This is a genomic window from Zhihengliuella sp. ISTPL4 (genome assembly GCF_002848265.1).
In the GTDB taxonomy this organism is placed as follows: Bacteria; Actinomycetota; Actinomycetes; order Actinomycetales; family Microbacteriaceae; genus Microbacterium.
The window spans coordinates 1,115,427-1,133,457 of record NZ_CP025422.1 but is presented as its reverse complement, the minus strand read 5'-3'; the positions used below and the strand labels follow the sequence as shown (position 1 = coordinate 1,133,457).

General features: G+C 70.5%; 14 protein-coding genes. 11 read left to right on the top strand and 3 right to left on the bottom strand.

Annotation, left to right across the window (positions count from 1 at the left end):
* Positions 1-9 precede the first annotated feature (9 nt).
* The 3 genes from infB (at position 10) to CYL12_RS05515 (ending at position 5,495) form a co-directional block, all read left to right on the top strand.
* Positions 10-2,745, top strand: coding sequence for a translation initiation factor IF-2 (infB, locus tag CYL12_RS05525; RefSeq protein WP_101846243.1), 2,736 nt, complete (start codon positions 10-12; stop codon positions 2,743-2,745).
* Between the two features lie 104 nt (positions 2,746-2,849).
* On the top strand, positions 2,850-3,275 hold the full coding sequence (rbfA, locus tag CYL12_RS05520; protein ID WP_101846241.1) for a 30S ribosome-binding factor RbfA: 426 nt from the start codon (positions 2,850-2,852) through the stop codon (positions 3,273-3,275).
* A gap of 159 nt (positions 3,276-3,434) precedes the next feature.
* Positions 3,435-5,495, top strand: a complete 2,061-nt coding sequence (locus tag CYL12_RS05515; RefSeq protein ID WP_158297099.1) for a helix-turn-helix transcriptional regulator — start codon at positions 3,435-3,437, stop codon at positions 5,493-5,495.
* Positions 5,496-5,502: 7 nt separating this feature from the next.
* Here CYL12_RS05515 and CYL12_RS05510 read toward each other — a convergent pair whose 3' ends face one another.
* A complete protein-coding gene (locus CYL12_RS05510) occupies positions 5,503-6,369 on the bottom strand; it encodes an HhH-GPD family protein (RefSeq protein WP_101848682.1) in 867 nt (288 codons plus the stop codon).
* 82 nt (positions 6,370-6,451) lie between these two features.
* On the opposite strand from CYL12_RS05510, the gene truB reads away from it, so the two are divergent.
* The 6 genes from truB to CYL12_RS05480 all read left to right on the top strand — a co-directional run bounded on the left by truB (position 6,452) and on the right by CYL12_RS05480 (position 12,729).
* Positions 6,452-7,345, top strand: a complete 894-nt coding sequence (gene truB / locus CYL12_RS05505) for a tRNA pseudouridine(55) synthase TruB (RefSeq protein ID WP_101846236.1) — start codon at positions 6,452-6,454, stop codon at positions 7,343-7,345.
* Positions 7,342-7,710, top strand: coding sequence for a hypothetical protein (locus CYL12_RS05500; protein ID WP_101846234.1), 369 nt, complete (start codon positions 7,342-7,344; stop codon positions 7,708-7,710). The genes truB and CYL12_RS05500 overlap by 4 nt, the downstream gene beginning before the upstream one ends.
* A 56-nt stretch (positions 7,711-7,766) precedes the next feature.
* Positions 7,767-8,204, top strand: coding sequence for a hypothetical protein (locus CYL12_RS05495; protein WP_233486840.1), 438 nt, complete (start codon positions 7,767-7,769; stop codon positions 8,202-8,204).
* Positions 8,201-9,151, top strand: a complete 951-nt coding sequence (locus tag CYL12_RS05490; RefSeq protein ID WP_101846230.1) for a bifunctional riboflavin kinase/FAD synthetase — start codon at positions 8,201-8,203, stop codon at positions 9,149-9,151. The genes CYL12_RS05495 and CYL12_RS05490 overlap by 4 nt, the downstream gene beginning before the upstream one ends.
* A 200-nt stretch (positions 9,152-9,351) precedes the next feature.
* Positions 9,352-11,496: a DEAD/DEAH box helicase gene (locus CYL12_RS05485; protein ID WP_101846228.1), complete on the top strand. Its 2,145-nt coding sequence runs from the start codon at positions 9,352-9,354 to the stop codon at positions 11,494-11,496.
* Between the two features lie 204 nt (positions 11,497-11,700).
* Positions 11,701-12,729 (top strand): 6-phosphofructokinase, encoded by a 1,029-nt coding sequence (locus CYL12_RS05480; RefSeq protein ID WP_025103187.1) that lies wholly within the window; start codon positions 11,701-11,703, stop codon positions 12,727-12,729.
* Between the two features lie 197 nt (positions 12,730-12,926).
* Here the strand turns inward: CYL12_RS05480 and CYL12_RS05475 are convergent, their stop codons facing one another.
* The gene (locus CYL12_RS05475; RefSeq protein WP_233486839.1) at positions 12,927-13,790 is read right to left on the bottom strand and encodes a DUF559 domain-containing protein; all 864 of its coding nucleotides are present in this window, start codon (positions 13,788-13,790) and stop codon (positions 12,927-12,929) included.
* 285 nt (positions 13,791-14,075) lie between these two features.
* The gene (locus tag CYL12_RS05470; protein ID WP_101846224.1) at positions 14,076-16,169 is read right to left on the bottom strand and encodes a S9 family peptidase; all 2,094 of its coding nucleotides are present in this window, start codon (positions 16,167-16,169) and stop codon (positions 14,076-14,078) included.
* Positions 16,170-16,324: 155 nt separating this feature from the next.
* Between CYL12_RS05470 and CYL12_RS05465 the strand changes: the two genes are divergently transcribed.
* Both CYL12_RS05465 and CYL12_RS05460 read left to right on the top strand, forming a co-directional pair.
* Positions 16,325-17,689 (top strand): inorganic phosphate transporter, encoded by a 1,365-nt coding sequence (locus tag CYL12_RS05465; RefSeq protein ID WP_101846222.1) that lies wholly within the window; start codon positions 16,325-16,327, stop codon positions 17,687-17,689.
* The gene (locus tag CYL12_RS05460; protein WP_101846220.1) at positions 17,686-18,021 is read left to right on the top strand and encodes a peptidase; all 336 of its coding nucleotides are present in this window, start codon (positions 17,686-17,688) and stop codon (positions 18,019-18,021) included. The genes CYL12_RS05465 and CYL12_RS05460 overlap by 4 nt, the downstream gene beginning before the upstream one ends.
* The last annotated feature ends 10 nt before the right edge of the window (positions 18,022-18,031 follow it).

Below are 18,031 nucleotides of genomic sequence, written 5' to 3'. Positions count from 1 at the left end.
AGGAGAATTGTGGCTGGTAAACCACGCGTACATGAGATCGCCGCCGAACTCGGCGTCGACAGCAAGGTCGCACTTGCGAAGCTCAAGGAACTCGGCGAGTTCGTGAAGAGCCCGTCCTCGACGGTCGAGCCCCCGGTGGCACGCAAGCTGCGTGCCGCGATCGAGGCCGACCCGTCGCTCAAGGCGGGATCCGAGCCCGCCGCCGCGAAGCCTGCGGCGAAGCCGGCACCGAAGTCCTCGGCGCCCACGCCCGGGCCGAAGCCCGGTCCCAAGCCCGGTCCTGCGGCTCCCGCCGCACCGGCACCGAGCCCGGCGCCCGCCCCCGCGGCGGAGAAGGCTCCGACCCCGTCGGCGCCCGCGAAGCCGTCGGCTCCGGCCCCGGCCGCACCGTCGTCCGGTGACGGCAACGCGCCGAAGCCGGGCGCGCCGCGCCCCGGCAACAACCCGTTCTCGTCCGCTCAGGGCATGGGCCAGCGTCCCGCTGGTCCCCGTCCCGGCAACAACCCCTTCGCCTCGGCGCAGGGGATGGGCCAGCGGCCGACCCCCGGCAACATCCCGCGCCCCCAGGCGCCCCGTCCCGGTGCTCCGCGCCCAGGCGCCCCGCGTCCCGGCTCGCCGCGACCCGGCGCCCCTCGCGGCGGTCAGGGCGGTCGTCCCGGTGCTCCGTTCCAGCAGCGTACGGGCGGCCCCGGTCGTCCCGGCGGCGGTGGCGGTCCCGGTGCGGGTCCCCGTCCCGGTGGCGGTTTCGCCGGGCGTCCCGGTGGCGGCGGAGGCCGTGGCCGTGGTCCCGGCGGTGGTACCGCTGGTGCCTTCGGTAAGGGCGGCGGCAAGAGCAAGCAGCGCAAGTCGCGGCGGGCGAAGCGGCAAGAGTTCGAGATGCGGAGCGCCCCGGTCGTCGGTGGCGTCAACGTCACGCGCGGCAACGGCGAGACGATCCGCATGCGTCGCGGTGCCTCCATCGCGGACTTCGCCGACAAGATCGAGGCGCTGACCGGCTACACCGTGCAGCCGGGCACGCTCGTGACCATCCTCTTCAACCTCGGCGAGATGGCCACGGCCACCGAGTCGCTGGACGAGGCCACGTTCGAGGTCCTCGGAGAGGAGCTGGGCTACAAGGTCCAGATGGTCTCGCCTGAGGACGAGGACAAGGAGCTCCTCGAGGGCTTCGGTCTCGACCTCGAGAAGGAGCTGGAGGAGGAGAGCGAGGACGACCTTGAGATCCGTCCTCCGGTCGTCACCGTCATGGGTCACGTCGACCACGGTAAGACGCGCCTCCTCGACGCGATCCGTCAGACCAACGTCATCGAGGGGGAGGCCGGCGGCATCACCCAGCACATCGGTGCCTACCAGGTCTGGACCGAGCACGAGGGCATCGAGCGGGCGATCACGTTCATCGACACCCCCGGTCACGAGGCGTTCACCGCCATGCGTGCCCGTGGTGCGCAGGTCACCGACCTCGCGATCCTGGTGGTCGCGGCCGACGACGGCATCATGCCGCAGACGGTCGAGGCGCTGAACCACGCCCAGGCGGCGAACGTGCCGATCGTGGTCGCGGTGAACAAGGTCGACAAGCCCGAGGCCAACCCGGCCAAGGTGCGTCAGCAGCTCACCGAGTACGGCCTGGTCGCCGAGGAGTACGGCGGCGACGTGATGTTCGTCGACGTCTCGGCTCGTGCCAACACCGGCATCCAGGAGCTCCTGGACGCGGTGCTGCTCACGGCAGACGCCGGTCTCGATCTCACCGCCAACCCGAACAAGGCCGCTCGCGGTGTCGCCATCGAGGCGAAGCTCGACAAGGGCCGCGGTTCGGTCGCCACGGTGCTGATCCAGTCCGGAACGCTCCGGGTCGGCGACGCGATCGTGGCGGGTACCGCTTACGGCCGCGTCCGCGCGATGATCGACGAGAACGGAGAGGTCGTCGAGGCGGCCGCGCCGTCCCGTCCGGTCCAGGTGCAAGGTCTGAACTCCGTGCCGCGCGCCGGCGACGTCTTCATCGTCACCGAGGAAGACCGCATGGCGCGCCAGATCGCGGAGAAGCGCGAAGCCGTCGAGCGCAACGCTCAGCTGGCCAAGGCCCGCAAGCGGATCTCGCTCGAGGACTTCACCCGTGCTCTCGAAGAGGGCAAGGTCGAGTCGCTCAACCTCATCATCAAGGGTGACGTCTCCGGTGCCGTCGAGGCGCTGGAGGAGTCGCTCCTCAAGATCGAGGTCGACGACTCGGTGCAGCTGCGCATCATTCACCGCGGTGTCGGTGCGATCACCGAGTCCGACGTGAACCTGGCGACGATCGACAACGCGATCATCGTGGGCTTCAACGTCCGCCCCGACACGAAGGCGCGCGAGCGCGCTCAGCGTGAGGGCGTGGACATCCGCTTCTACTCCGTCATCTACAACGCGATCGACGAGATCGAGAGCTCGCTCAAGGGCATGCTCAAGCCGGAGTACGAAGAGGTCCAGTCGGGTGTCGCCGAGATCCGCGAGGTGTTCCGCTCCTCGAAGTTCGGCAACATCGCCGGTGTCATCGTGCGGTCCGGGACGATCACGCGCAACGCGAAGGCCCGTGTCATCCGCGACGGCGTCGTCATCGCCGATGGCCTCGCCATCGAGTCGCTGCGCCGGTTCAAGGACGACGTCACCGAGGTGCGGACGGACTACGAGGCCGGTATCGGCCTCGGCAAGTACAACGACATCCAGATCGGCGACGAGATCGAGACGACCGAGATGGTGGAGAAGCCGCGCGGCTGATCCGGACGGCTCCGGCGGCTGCCTCCGCTCCCGTGACGGGGGAGGGGGCAGCCGCCTCCGCGGTTCGCCGGGAACGGCGACGCACAGAGGTGGGAGAAGGAAAAATGGCTGGTGAACGACAGGCCCGACTCGCGGATCGCATCCGCGTGATCCTCGCCGAGCGCCTGGAGAAGGGGCTGCGCGACCCGCGCCTCGGCTTCGTGACCATCACCGACGTCCGCGTGAGTGGCGACCTGCAGCACGCATCCGTGTTCTACACGGTGCTCGGCACGGAGGAGGAGCGCCTCGCGAGCGGTGCGGCGCTCACGTCCGCGACCGGCATGCTGCGCAGCGAGGTCGGACGACAGCTCAGCACGCGACTCGTGCCCACGCTCGAGTTCATCCCGGACGCGCTTCCCGAGAACGCCGATCACATCACCGCTCTGCTGCGGCAGGCGCAGGAGCGGGATGCCGAGGTCGCGAAGCTCGCGTCCTCCGCGACCCACGCCGGAGACGCCGACCCGTATCGCACGGAGGACGACGAGGACTGACCTCGTCTGCTACCCTCAGGTCCGCGGCGGGAAAACCGGTGGATCTGGGGGATCGACATCGAGTCTCCGAACGCGTGTGCGGGTTCTTCGGTCGCGCCCGAGGACGTGGAGCCGCTGCTCGACGTGCTGGCGGAACGGGATCTTCCGTGCGCTCCGCACGTGGTGGCACGGCTCGTCGCCGCGCTGCCGGACGACCCGGAGGCTGTCCTCGCTCTGGCCGCCCGGCTGGGACCGGAGCAACGGCGGGGTCTCCGCCGGCTGCCGGATCCTCTGCCGCTCGGAGCCGACCCCTCGCGTCTGGCCGGGATCCCCGAGACGGACCGGCGGCTCCTGCTTGCGGTGGCGCTGTCTCTCGGTGACCGGCTCGACCCGGTTCTCGCCCTGGACGGGCGTCCGGTTGAGGGTGTGCTGTCGAGCGCGGCGGCGCGGTACCTCACGATCCACGCCGGACGGGTACGCCTGACGGACCCGCGAATCGGGGCGGACGTGCGGCTTGCGGCGACAGCGGGCGAGGTGGCCTGCGCACACGAGCGGCTGGCCGCGGCCGCCGCCGCGACCGGCGATCGGCTCGCAGCGGCCTGGCACCATGCCCGCGCCCGCCCGGTCGCGGATCGCGCCTCGGCGGTCGCGCTCCACGCCCTCGCCCAGGCGGCGGCGGCGGACGGAAAGGCGGAGCGCGCGCTGCTCCTCGCGGCGGAGGCCGCGGCGCACGCGGCGACGGGTGGCCTCGGCGAGGAGACGCGACTGTTCGCGGGCTGCGCGGCGCTCGCCTGCGGGTTCGCGGCGGACGCCGAAAGCTGGCTGAGCGCTCTCTTCCCGTACGCCGCGGAGCATCGTCGTGTGCGGGCCCTCGGCCCGCTCCTCGCGGCGCGCGCGTTCCGGCACGGCACCGTGCCGGCGATCGATCCTCCCCGTTTCGCACCGATCTCCGTGGCGGACACCACCTCCTGGGCGCGATCCGCAGGGCTCGCGGCGATTCTGTGCGCAGAGCGGGGCGATCACCGCGGGGAGCGCCGGTGGCTCGGCGCCCTCCGGGATGCGGCAGTCGGTGCGGAGAGCAGTGGACGCCTGCGCGACGCGGCGGCGTCGCTGTGCCGTCTCCTCGCGGGCGAGGGAGGGACGGGCGAGGAGTGCGCTCCCGGTGAGCTGCTGGGAGGCGTGCCGGTGGCGTTGCGCGCTGCGTGCGAGGGCGATATCGATGAGGGCCTACGGCTGCTCCGGACAGCATGCATCCCCCGAGCGACGGATGGTGATCTGCTGCTTCCCGGATTCGGAGGTGCGCCGATCGTTCGGTCTTACCAGGCCGTGACCGAGGTGCTGCTTCTGGTCTGGCGCGGAGATATCGGTTCGGCCCGGGAAGTGCTGCGGCAGGCGGCGGTCGATCTTCCGGTTGCGATTCCCTTCGCAGGACTGGGTGTCGTCCTCGCCCGACGCCTCGACCTCGCCGTGCTCGGCGCGCTGAGCCCCATGGCGCGATCACTGACCGCGGTCGTCCCTCCCGCCATGGGTTGTGACGTGCTCGTGGACCGTGCGGTGGAAGCTTTCCTTGCTGGCTCCTTCGAGGCAGCGGCGAGAGGGATGGGGCTGTGGCGGGATCGCGGCGCGCCGCAGTCGTCGTTCGCGGTGCCGGGGCTCGACGGAGCGCTCCTGGCCGCTCGCACGGAGGAGGCGCCACCCGTGCATCCTCCGGAGACGGAGGTCGTCGTTGCCCTTCAGAGAGCGATCGGAGGATCGTCGGCGGGCGCGTGGCGCACGGAACACGAGGCGGCGCGAGACGCTGCCCGCCGGCTGCGGTCTCCCTTCACCCGTGGACGCGTCGAGACCCTTCTCGGGGTCCACGCCGGTCTGCACGGCGATGCGGCCGCGGCGCGCGACCATCTTCAGCAGGCCGAGCGGCTGTTCGAGGCCGCCGGCGCCGACGCGTGGGGTCGCGCCGTCCGTCGTCGCCTCGATCGCCTGCAGGCGTCCGTCGACGAGGCGGACAGCGGCGCGGAGCGGCTGCGCGCATGCCGGAGCGCCTGGGCGCAGCAGCTCACACCCCGAGAGCTCGAGGTCGCGATGCTGGCTGTCGGCGGGTCAGGGAACCGCGCCATCGCGGAGCACCTGTCGGTGTCGGTGCGGACGGTGGAAGTACATCTCGGACGCGTGTTCGCGAAACTCCATGTGCGTACCCGGGTCGAACTCACCGTGCTGGCCCACCGCACCGAGCGGTATCTCTGAGCCGCCCTCAGCGCGGCAGCGAGAGACCCTCGCCGTCCGCCTCCGCGAGCCCGTCGGCGATCAGGGAGTCGATCGCACGGTCGCGCTGCCGGGTGTCGGGCCACTCCGGAAGGACGGCGACGCGCGGCACGGCGGTGGGGGCGGCGTCGCGCAGGATCCGCAGCACAGCCCCTCGCGCCTGCCGGTCGGAACCCTCGTATGTCGCCTGCCGTCGTCGGGTATCCCCGGTGTCCGGCTTTCCGGCCGCCAGCCACGTACACGTCCCAGCCAGGGGGCACGTCTCGCACCGCGGCGATCGCGCGGTGCAGACCGTCGCGCCGAGTTCCATCGCCGCGGCGTTGAGGACGCTCGCCTCGGCCGGGTCCTCGGGGAGCAGCGCGGCCATGAGCGTCAGATCGCGGCGTGACGGCGGGCCCGGCTGCGCCCGACCCTCGATCACCCGCGCCAGGACGCGCCGGGTGTTGGTGTCCACGACGGGGTGGTGGTCGCCGTAGGAGAAGACGGCGACCGCGCGCGCGGTGTAATCGCCGATGCCGGAGAGTGCGAGGAGGGCGTCCACGTCGCGAGGGACTGTGCCTCCGTGCCGCTCGACGACTTCGATGGCGGCGCGATGCAACCACAGCGCACGCCGCGGGTAGCCGAGGTTCGCCCATTGCTGCACGACGTCGGCGGTGGACGCGGCCGCCATCGCGCGTGGCGTCGGCCACCGAGCGAGCCAGGCGTCGAGATGCGGGATCACCCGATTCACGGGTGTCTGCTGCAGCATGAACTCGCTCACCAGGACCCCCCAGGCGCCGAACGCGGCGTGGAAGTCCGGGCGGCGCCACGGCAGATCGCGCGCAGCATCGGCATACCAACCGAGCAGAGGCGTCATCGTCGCGGGAGACGGTGCGGGCGCGGCCATCCCTCCAGCCTAGGCGAGCGGCCGCCGCTCCCGGCCTCGGTAGGCTGGAGGGATGGCGACCCCCGGCATCCTCCTCGTCGACAAGCCCGGCGGGCTGACCAGTCACGACGTGGTCGCACGCACCCGCCGGGCCTTCGGGACCCGCAAGGTCGGCCATGCGGGCACCCTCGACCCGATGGCGACCGGCCTGCTCGTCCTCGGCATCGAGGGCGCGACCCGCCTCCTCACCTACATCGTGGGCGCGGACAAGACCTACGAGGCGACCATCCGGCTCGGGGGCGTCACCACGACGGACGACGCGGAGGGGGAGATCGTCCGCCGCGCGGACCCGGCTGCCCTCGCCGCCGTCGAGAACGCGGCGATCTATGCCGAAGTCGCGGCCCTGACCGGCGCGATCTCCCAGGTCCCCAGCGCCGTGTCGGCGATCAAGGTGGACGGCCGTCGTGCCTACGACCGCGTCCGTGCCGGGGAGGAAGTCGTCCTCGAGCCACGCGACGTCGTCGTCTCCCGGTTCGACGTCCTCACCAGCCGCCGTGACGAGCGCGCCATCGATCTCGATGTCGTCGTGGACTGCTCGTCCGGAACCTACATCCGCTCGCTCGCCCGCGACCTGGGCGCCGCTCTCGGCGTCGGCGGCCACCTGACCGCCCTGCGCCGCACCCGGGTCGGTCCGTTCGACGTGCGCGACGCGGTCCCCATCGATGCTCTCGACACCGCTCCGGTCTTCACCCCCGGCCAGGCCGCCGGCCGTGTGCTGCCGGTCCTCCCCGTGACCACGGAGGAGGCGCGCGACCTGCGCCACGGCAAGCGACTGGTCGGACAGGCGACACGCCTGGACGGCCCGCTGGTGGCTGCGATCGCGGAGGACGGCGAACTCGTGGGGATCGTCGAGCGACGCGGAGCCGACGTGAAGAGCGCCATGAACATGCCGGAGGTCTCCCGATGATCCTGTGGTTCACGATCGTGCAGATCGTCGTCGCCGCCGCGGCAGGGCTGTTCTGCATCGGGGTGGGACTCGCGGGCCGACGGCCCAGTGACTTCTCGGTGGGCGCGCTCGCCCTCGTCGAGGTGCTACTGATCGTGCAGATCGTCGTCGCCATCGTCGCGCCCTTGACCGGGAACCCGCCGACCGGAGATCTGCTGGAGTTCTGGGTGTACCTCGTCTCTGCGGCGTTGCTGCCCATCGGCGCGGTGCTCTGGGCGCTCATGGAGCGCAGCCGGTGGAGCACGGTCGTGCTCGGCGTGGCCGCCCTCGCGATCGCGATCATGCTGTGGCGCATGCAGGTGATCTGGACGATCCAGGTGGCCTGACCGCGGACCGGGAGCGGACGCCGGGCGGCTCGCCCGGCTCTAGGATGGAATGCGCTATGAGCTCCACCGCCCCCTCCACCCGGATGACCGGCATCGGTCGTGTCCTGGTGATCGTCTATGCCGTCATGGCACTGGCGGCCACCGGGCGCAGCTTCGTGCAGATCGTCCGCCGCTTCGACGAGGCCCCGTTGGCCTACACCCTGTCGGCGCTGGCCGCCGTCGTGTACGTCCTTGCGACTCTCGCGCTGGTCTTCGCCCGGCGGCGCGGCTGGTACACCGTCGCCTGGGTGGCGATCGTCTTCGAACTGACCGGTGTGCTGGTCGTCGGCGTCCTCAGCCTCGTGCTCCCCGAGCTCTTCCAGCATGAGACCGTGTGGTCCCTGTTCGGCCGCGGGTACCTCTTCATCCCGCTCGTCCTCCCCGTCTTCGGGATCTGGTGGCTGCGCACGCATCGCCCCGTCGACGCCGCGCGCCCGGTCGAGGTCGCCGCGTGATCGTCTTCCGCAGCCCGGATGAGGTGCCGGAGGGGTACGGCCCGAGTGCCGTCGCCATCGGCAAGTTCGATGGTGTGCACGAAGGGCATCGCGCGGTCATCCGGCGTCTGAACGAGGCCGCGGCGGCGTCCGGGAGCCGGGCCGTCGCGGTGACCTTCGACCGCAACCCGCTGGCGGTGATCCGTCCCGACCGCTGCCCCGAGAACGTCGTCACCGTCGACCGGAAGCTCGAACTCCTCGGCGAGCTCGGGCTCGACGCGACGCTGGTGCTCGCGTTCGACGAGACGCTCGCCGCTCGCAGTGCGGAGGACTTCGTCGTCGACATCCTCGTCGGTGCCCTGCAGGTGTCCACGGTGCTCGTCGGCGCCGACTTCCGGTTCGGGCACCGCGGTGCCGGAACACCCGAACTGCTGCGCGAACTCGGGCCCCGATACGGGTTCACCGTCGAGGTCGTCGACGACGTCTACCTGCCGGGGTCGAGTCGGAGGGTGTCGTCGAGCTGGATCCGCGAGCTCCTCATGGCGGGCGACGTCTCCGAAGCAGCGCGCGCCCTCGGACGCTATCCGGACGTCCGCGGTGTTGTCGTCCACGGCCTGAAGCGGGGACGCGAGCTCGGCTTCCCGACCGCGAACCTCTCCACGATCGTCGATGCGTTCGTACCGGCCGACGGCGTCTACGCCGGCTGGCTCGTCGACCACGACACCGGCATCCGGCACCCCTCGGCGATCTCCGTGGGCACCAACCCGACTTTCGACGATGTGCTCGTGCGTCAGGTCGAGGCGCATGTGCTGGGGGAGACGGGGCTGGACCTCTACGGTCACGACGTGACGGTCGAGTTCGTGGAGCGGTTGCGCGGCATGGTCGCTTTCGAGGGCATCGAGAAGCTGATGACGCAGATGGCCGCTGATGTCACGCAGGCCGCCGCGATCCTGGACGCGCTCGCGTAACACGACGGCGCCGTGATTCCGCGGCAGGCGGGTGGCATGACATAGAATGGGGTCAGGCTCCCGCCGGTCCCGCACGTGTCGCGTGCTCCGGAGGGAAAACCGATCCACAGTCCGCACGGTCCTGGCTCACGCCACACGCGGACGACGAGAACGGCTCACGGCTCCCTGGGGCGCCGGAGCCCTTCAGGCTCAGGAGGAGCATGCCGACCACGGCAACCGCCGCCCCGCGGCGCAAGAAGACGTCCCGTCGTGACGACGAGGCACCCCTCATCCCGATCCTCGCGCGCAAGGTGCGCGAGATCGAGGCGAAGTCCCAGCGCGGCAAGCTGGGTCCCACGAACCGCACGAAGTTCCAGGTGATCGCGTTCCTCGTGCGCGAGGAACGCGCCAGGGTGAAGGCCGACACGGAGATCACCGACGCGGCCCGCGCCGAGTTGCTCAAGCGGCTCGACGGCGTCGCGACGATCCTCGCGAAGACGGCCGCGCGCGACACCTCGCTCATCCAGCTGCTCGAGGCCGACCAGGCCACCTCGCCCGTCGCCAAGCGGATGCGGCGCGACTGGTTGCTCGAGTCGGGGGCCGAGCTCCCGCCCGAGGAGCTCATCATCGCCGACCCCGCGCCCGTGCAGGTGTCGGTGGTGCCGGCGGCGATCGCCGAGCGGCAGGTCACCCCGCCCTCGGTGGAGGCCCGTCAGCTGGCCAATCCGTTCCTCGCGCCCGACCTGACCCCGCGTCCGGCCAGCACGCCGCGCCGCCGCCTCGACGGCTGGGAGCTCATGGGGCCGCTGTACAAGGCGTTCGAGACCGGCGCGGGTGGTGCCGCGGCATCGATGGAGCTTCCGCCGGCCCCGGAGTTCGACCACATCTCGCCCAAGGGCCGCGAGATCATGGTGCACCAGTCGCGCTTCCTCGAGGCTGTGCGCGCCGGGCACCGCAGCTTCCTGCTCGCCGACGAGCCGGGCCTCGGCAAGACGGCGCAGTCGGTGCTCGCGGCCTCCGTCGCCGGTGCCTACCCGCTGCTCGTCGTCGTGCCCAACGTCGTCAAGATGAACTGGGCCCGCGAGGTCGAGCGCTGGACGCCGCAGCGTCGTGCGACGGTCATCCAGGGGGACGGCGACGACATCGACGCCTTCGCCGATGTGTTCATCGTCAACTACGAGATCCTCGACCGTCACATGTCCTGGCTCGCATCGATCGGCCTGCGCGGCATGGTCGTCGACGAGGCGCACTTCATCAAGAACCTCTCGTCGCAGCGCTCGCAGAACGTTCTCTCGCTCGCGGCGCAGGTGCGCGAGCGCACGCCAGGTCATGATCCGCTCATGCTCGCCCTCACCGGCACCCCGCTCATCAACGACGTCGAGGACTTCGACGCCATCTGGCGTTTCCTCGGCTGGACGAACGGCGAGAAGCCCGGACCCCAGCTCATGGAGAAGCTCGACGCGACGGGGCTCACGCCCGCGGACAAGGCCTTCTACCCGGAGGCTCGCGAAGCGGTGATCTCGATGGGCATCGTGCGACGCAAGAAGAAGGATGTCGCCGCCGACCTGCCGGACAAGCTGATCGCCGATCTGCCGGTGCAGCTCGACGACGAGTTCGGCCGCAGCATCCGCCAGGCCGAGCGCGAGCTGGGGGAGCGGCTGGCCGCCCGTTACCGTCGCATCATCGAGGCGCGCGGCGACCGCGGTCTCGCGCCAGGAGAGATCGACGACGACATCGTCCGGCTCGTGGCGCAGAACGAACTCGAGGAGTCGAAGGCGGCCGGCACCGGCGGAGACAACGTCTTCACCATGGTGCGCCGCATCGGTCAGGCGAAGGCCCTTCTCGCGGCGGACTACGCCGCGCAGCTGCAGCGGTCCGTGGGCAAGGTCGTGTTCTTCGCGAAGCACATCGACGTCATGGATCAGGCGGAGGCGCACTTCGCCGCAGCCGGGATCCGCGCGGTCTCGATTCGCGGCGACCAGACGAACACGGCCAGGCAGCAGGCCATCGACGACTTCAACGGCGACCCGGAGGTCGGCATCGCGGTGTGTTCGCTCACGGCGGCCGGTGTCGGCCTGAACCTGCAGGCGGCGTCCAACGTCGTCCTCGCGGAGTTGTCGTGGACGGCGGCCGAGCAGACGCAGGCCATCGACCGCGTGCACCGCATCGGTCAGGACGAGCCCGTCACCGCCTGGCGGATCATCGCCGCGCACACGATCGACACGAAGATCGCGGAGCTCATCGACCAGAAGCAGGGCCTCGCGGCCCGCGCCCTGGACGGCGAGGCGACGGAGGAGACGGCGAGCGAGTCGGTGCAGCTGGCAGCACTCACGCACCTTCTGCGCGAGGCGCTGGGCGGGCGCTGAGGCGCCGTCAAGAACACGGGTTCTTAACGCCGATTCCGAGGCCTGATCCTGCTGCGACGCGAAGTTCGGCGTGATCGCGCACCACGGCCGTCAAGATCACCGTTTTTCGACGCTCTCGAATGGCGACGCGCGGGGCCGGGGCGCTAGTGTCGATCGCAGGCACTGTCGCCTCACCCCCATCCCTCGACCTCCGAAGGCAGCAGCATGAAAATCGGCATCCTGACGAGCGGCGGCGACTGCCCCGGACTCAACGCGGTCATCCGCGGCATCGTGCTCAAGGGCACCACGACCTATGACCTGGAGTTCGTCGGCATCCGCGACGGATGGCGCGGGGTCGTCGAGGGTGACTTCATGCCCCTGACGCGGCATGAGGTGAAGGGTCTCTCCAAGGTCGGGGGCACCATCCTCGGAACCAGCCGCACCAACCCGTACGAGGGGGAGCGCGGCGGCGCCGACAACATCGCGAAGACCCTCTACGGGCACAAGATCGACGGAATCGTCGCGATCGGCGGTGAAGGCACCCTCGCGGCGGCCGATCGGCTCGCGAAGGACGGCATCAAGGTGCTCGGCGTTCCGAAGACGATCGACAACGACCTCCGCGCCACCGACTACTCCTTCGGCTTCGACACCGCTGTGAACATCGCCACGGACGCCATGGACCGGCTCCGCACCACCGGCGACTCCCACCAGCGCTGCATGGTCGCCGAGGTCATGGGTCGGCACGTGGGCTGGATCGCGCTGCACGCCGGCATGGCCGCCGGCGCGCACGTCATCTGCATCCCCGAGGTGCCGATGTCGCTGGACGAGATCACCGCGCTCGTCACGAGCGCCCACGACCGCGGTCGCGCGCCGCTCGTCGTCGTCTCCGAGGGCTTCAAGCTCGCCGGCATGGACGAGGCGTACAGCGACAAGGGCCTGGACGCCTTCAACCGTCCGCGCCTCGGTGGCATCGGCGATCTGCTCGCCCCCGAGATCGAGCGGATCACGGGTATCGAGACCCGCGCCACGATCCTCGGCCACATCCAGCGCGGCGGCTCGCCGTCGGCCTTCGACCGTGTCCTCGCGACGCGCCTCGGTCTGCACGCTGCGGACGCCATCGTGGACGGTGCCTGGGGACAGATGGTCGCCATGCAGGGCACGGACATCGTCCGCGTCCCCTTCGCCGATGCCCTCGGCGAGCTCAACACCGTGCCCCGCTATCGTTACGACGAGGCCGCCGCCCTCTTCGGCTGATCGCCACGCGGCATCAGGCTCTCGCGTGGTTTCAGGCATCTTGCTGTCTTCCTTGCCTGAATTCTCGTGCGGGCCTGTGTCCGCGTGGCCGCCTGTTCTCACGGCCTCACGCCGTGTCAGGCTCTCGCGAGGCTTCAGGCGTCTCACTGTCTTTCTCGCCTGTTCTCGCGCGAGTGCCTGGGCTTGTGTTCGGTCTGCTACCCGCGACGCGTTGTGCGACGGCCTGCGCGATGGAGTCCCTGCGCGAGCGCAGTCAGGACGGTGTCCTCGACATGAGTGTCGTCGACCATGACGTGGTGATAGTCGAAGCGGAGGACGGTATAGCCGCGGAGTGCGAGCCGGGCATCGGCAGCGAGGTCGCGTCGCCGGTCGCCGGCGGCGCTGTGGTGGCGGAAGCCGTCGATCTGGATGGCGAGGCGCTCTCCGATGACACCGTCGAGCGGATGGCCATCCACCCACACCTGCTGCCGCACCTCGATCCCGATGGCGCGCATCCGTTCCACGAAGACGGTCTCGGGGCCGGAGTCCGACCGGCCGCGGACGGTCCGTGCCAGGCGGTTCGCGGCGTCGCACCGCCACCGGACGCGTACGAGGGTGTCCAGTTCCACGGCCCCGTGGCGGAGCGCGGATTCCCAGATCGCGCGGGCCTCGATCAACGGCCGACATCGCGCGACCTGGAAGAGGACGCCTAGGGCGGGATCGACGGCCGCCCGCGGATGCACCGGAACGGGCCCCTGTGCGCAGTGCACCTGGACGCCGACGCGATCGAATCGAGAGGCGGTGCGGGGGAGGGCGACGTGCACCTCCGCGGCTCCTACATCCCACCATCCGGCGAGGGCCGCCGCGCTCACGCAGGTGACCCTCCCGCCCACGGATGCTGCGGCCCTGCGCCGTGGATCGACCTCGGGGACGAGCAGCCACGACCGTCGGACGCGCTCGAGCGTCCCTTCCCGCACCGCCCGACGCATCTGGTACTCGCTGAAGCCCGCTTCGCGCACGCGCGACGAATGCGCGGATCCTCCCTGCTCCCGGACCCAGCTCTCCACCCGTATGCGTGTCACCCCTCCACCCTGCGGGCTCCCGCTGCCGCGCTTCACCATGCCACCGCGGATGGGGAGGCGCTTCCCGGAACTCTTCGCCTGTGCAGGAGCAGTGCTCGGTCGTGAGCACAGGCCCGCGCGCGAGTTCAGGCCAGGACAGTCAGGGGCGCCTGATGCCCCGCGCGTGCCTGACTCCACGCGCGAGCCTGCGCCGGCGTCGCGGCCCGCCAGCACAGGCCTTCACGCGGGTTCAGGCCAGGACAGCGCGCAGGTGCCTGATGCCGCGCGAGCGCCTGATGCCGTGCGTCAGGCGAGGTGGAGGGTGTCGAGGAGCCACGCGAGTTCGAACGCCCGCTCGCGCCAGGAGTTGTAGCGCCCGCTCACCCCGCCGTGCCCCGCGACCATCTCGCACTTCAGCAGGACATCTTTTGCCCCGGCCTCTCGCAGCCGGGCGACCCACTTCGCCGGCTCCACGTAGAGCACCCGGGTGTCGTTCAGAGAGGTCACCGCGAGGATCCGCGGGTACTCCACGCCGTCGCGCACGTTCTCGTACGGCGTGTACGACTTCATGTAGGCGTACACCTCGGGGTCGTGCAGCGGATCGCCCCACTCGTCCCACTCGATGACGGTGAGGGGGAGCGAGGGGTCGAGGATCGTGGTCAGTGCGTCGACGAACGGCACCCCCGCGAGGATGCCGGCGAACAGCTCCGGGGCGAGGTTGGCCACCGCGCCCATCAGCAGACCCCCGGCGCTGCCGCCCTCCGCGACGAGCTGGGCCGGCGTCGTGGTGCCCTCGGCGACGAGGTGCCGCGCGCACGCCACGAAGTCGGTGAAGGTGTTCCGCTTGTGCAGGAGCTTTCCCTCTTCGTACCACTGCCGGCCCATCTCGCCGCCTCCGCGCACGTGCGCGACGGCGAAGACGACCCCGCGGTCGAGTTCCGAGAGCCGGGCGACCGAGAACCCGGGGTCGATGGAGTGCTCGTAGGACCCGTAGCCGTAGAGGTGGACGGGACGGGACTCCGCACCGGGTTCCCCGAACGAGCGCTTCCAGACGAGGGAGATCGGCACCCGGGTGCCGTCCTCCGCGGTGGCCCATTCCCGTCGCTGACCGTAGTCGGCGGGGTCGTAGCCGCCGAGCACCGTCACCTGCTTGCGGAGCACGAGGTCCCGCGTCGCGAGATCGAGCTCGTAGACCGTCCCCGGCGTGACGAAGGACGTGTAGCCGAGGCGCAGGAAGGGGGAGTGCCACTCCGGGTTGCCGCTGACCCCCGCGGAGTAGAGGGGCTCGTCGAACCGCAGCTCCTCCACCGCATCGGTCGCATAGTCCAGCAGCCCGACGCGTTCGAGCCCCTCGCTGCGGTACTCCACGGTGGCGAAGTCGCGGAAGGCGTCGACCCCGAGCAGCCGTCGGCCCGGCTCGTGAGCGACGACGACGCGTCGCTCGCCCTGGGGGTCGTCCGCGGCGACCGACACGAGCTCGAAGTCCAGGGCGTCGTCGTTGTGCAGGATGAGCAGGCGGTCTTCACCGTCGACCACCGCATGCTCGAGCGAATACTCCACGCCCTCCCGCCGCGGCCACACCGAGCGCGGCTCCGCGGTGATGTCCCCGGACAGGTCGACGAGGTACTCCTCGCTCGTGATGCTGGAGCCCACGCCGATCACGAGGTAACGACGGCTGCGGGTGATCCCGGCGCCGAGCCAGTACTTCTCGTCGGGCTCGTGGAAGAGCTGGATGTCATCCGACACCGGGGTCCCCAGCCGGTGCAACCACAGCGTGTCGGGGCGCCAGGCGTCGTCGCGCGTCGTGTAGAGGATGCCGGTGCCATCGGGGGTGAAGAACGCGCCCCCGGTATTCGGGATCTCATCGTCGAGCGTGACCCCGGCCTCCAGATCCCGCACGCGGACCGTGTACAACTCATCGCCCTCGAAGTCCGTCGACCACAGCAGCTTCGTCGCGTCGTCGGAGGTGTCGAACGCACCGAGCGAGAAGAACTCGTGCCCCTCGGCCTCGACGTTGCCGTCCAGCAGCACGACCTCGCCGGGCACGGGGACCCCCGGCTCGAGACGCGGGGGTGTCCAGTCGCCCTCGACGGCGGCGGCGCGGCAGTGGATGCCGTACTGCGCGCCCTCCTTGGTACGGCTGTAGTACCACCAGTCTCCGCGTCGCGTCGGCACGGAGAGGTCGGTCTCCTGCACCCGCCCCTTGATCTCCTGGAACAGCGTCTCGCGGAGATCGGCCAGGTGAGCGGTCTCCGCCTCGGTGTGCGCGTTCTCCGCCTCGAGGTGCGCGATGACCTCGGGGGATTCCTTGGCGCGCAGCCACTCGTACGGATCGTCGACCGTGTCACCGTGATGCGTGCGGAGGGTGGAGCGGCGGGCGGCGATCGGAGCGTCAGTCACCGTCCCACGCTATCCCAGGTCGAGTTTGACCGGCACGGGGGACGGTGGCAGGATTTACCGGGGCCGGTAAACGGAAGTCAAACCCACGGTGAACTCTTCGTTCGTCACGTCGATCCCGTCGACACCTCCCTCTTCCTCAAGACCGAAAGCGAACGGTGGAAACCGCAGCCCTCATCGTCGTGCTCGTCATCGCGCTGGCACTCTTCTTCGATTTCACGAACGGGTTTCACGACACCGCGAACGCGATGGCCACGCCCATCGCCACCGGGGCGCTCAAGCCCAAGACCGCGGTGCTCCTGGCCGCTCTCCTGAACCTCGTCGGCGCCTTCCTGTCGACGGAGGTCTCCAAGACCATCTCCGGCGGAATCATCCAGGAGGACGCGATCATCGCCGCGGGGGCCGAGCTGTTCCTCGCGTTGATCTTCGCCGGACTCATCGGCGCGATCACCTGGAACATGCTGACCTGGCTGCTCGGCCTGCCATCGAGCTCGTCCCACGCTCTCTTCGGCGGCCTGATCGGTGCGACCCTGGTCGGCGCCGGACTCGGAGGAATAGACTTCGGCGCCGTGCTGTCGAAGATCGTCCTCCCCGCCCTCATCGCTCCCATCACCGCCGGCATCATCGCCTTCGTCGCGACGAAGATCGCGTACTCGGTCACCCGCCGTTACGACGGCAAGCCCGACGGGCGCGACGGCTTCCGCTGGGGCCAGATCTTCACGTCGTCCCTCGTCGCCCTCGCGCACGGCACGAACGACGCACAGAAGACGATGGGTGTCATCACCCTCGCGATGATCACGATCGGTTGGCAGTCGGGCGCCCACCACGAGCCCGAGCTCTGGGTCATCGTGGCCTGTGCCTTCACGATCGCCCTCGGCACCTACCTCGGCGGCTGGCGCATCATCCGTACGCTGGGTAAGGGGCTGACCGACGTCAAGCCGGCCCAGGGCTTCTCCGCGGAGAGCTCGACTGCGGCCACGATCCTCGCGTCCAGCGCTCTCGGCTTCGCCCTCTCCACCACCCAGGTCGCTTCGGGATCCGTCATCGGCTCGGGGCTCGGCCGCCGCGGCTCGACCGTCCGCTGGCGGACCGCCGGCCGCATCGGCGTCGGCTGGCTGCTCACCCTGCCCGCCGCGGGCGGCGTCGGTGCCCTCGCCGCGCTCCTCGTCGTCTGGCTCGGCACCTGGGGTGTGGCCATCGACGCCGTCCTCGCGGTGGCGATCATCCTCGGGCTCTACATGCGTTCCCGACACAACGCGGTGACTCCGGCGAACGCCATGAGCGATGTCGCCGAGTCCCACCTCGCCGTCGAGGTCCCCGAGACCCCGCCGCCCACGCGCCGTCAGCAGCGCATCGCCCAGGCCAAGGCCGAGGCGAAGGCCCGCGCCGAGGCCAAGGACAGGGCGAAGGCCGAGGCCAAGGACCAGGCGAAGAAGAAGGCCAAGGCCAAGGCGGATGCGAAGGCCGCGAAGACCGGCAGCACGCCGCCGTCCGACGCGCCGCGGAACGGGGAGTCGGCATGAACGTCACGATCGACTGGCTCGCCTTCCTGCAGGTGTTCGCCGCCGCCCTGGTCGGGGCCGCCGCCATCGTCACCTTCTACGCCCTCGGTCTGCGCCTGCTCGTGCGGAGCGGACGGGCACCGGTCGTGAGCCCGGCGGAGTTCACTGACGCGATCACGGTGATCTCCGAGAAGGAGCTCAAGCGCGCCGCGAAGCAGGCGGCCAAGGCCGCGAAGAAGAGCCCGCTCACCGAGGGGCAGAAGACGCTGGCACTCGTGGGTGCCTACGCGTGCTTCGTCCTCTGCGGCGCCGCGGTCATCGCCGGGATCCTGCTCATCGTCGTCGGGCACTGATCGAACCGGC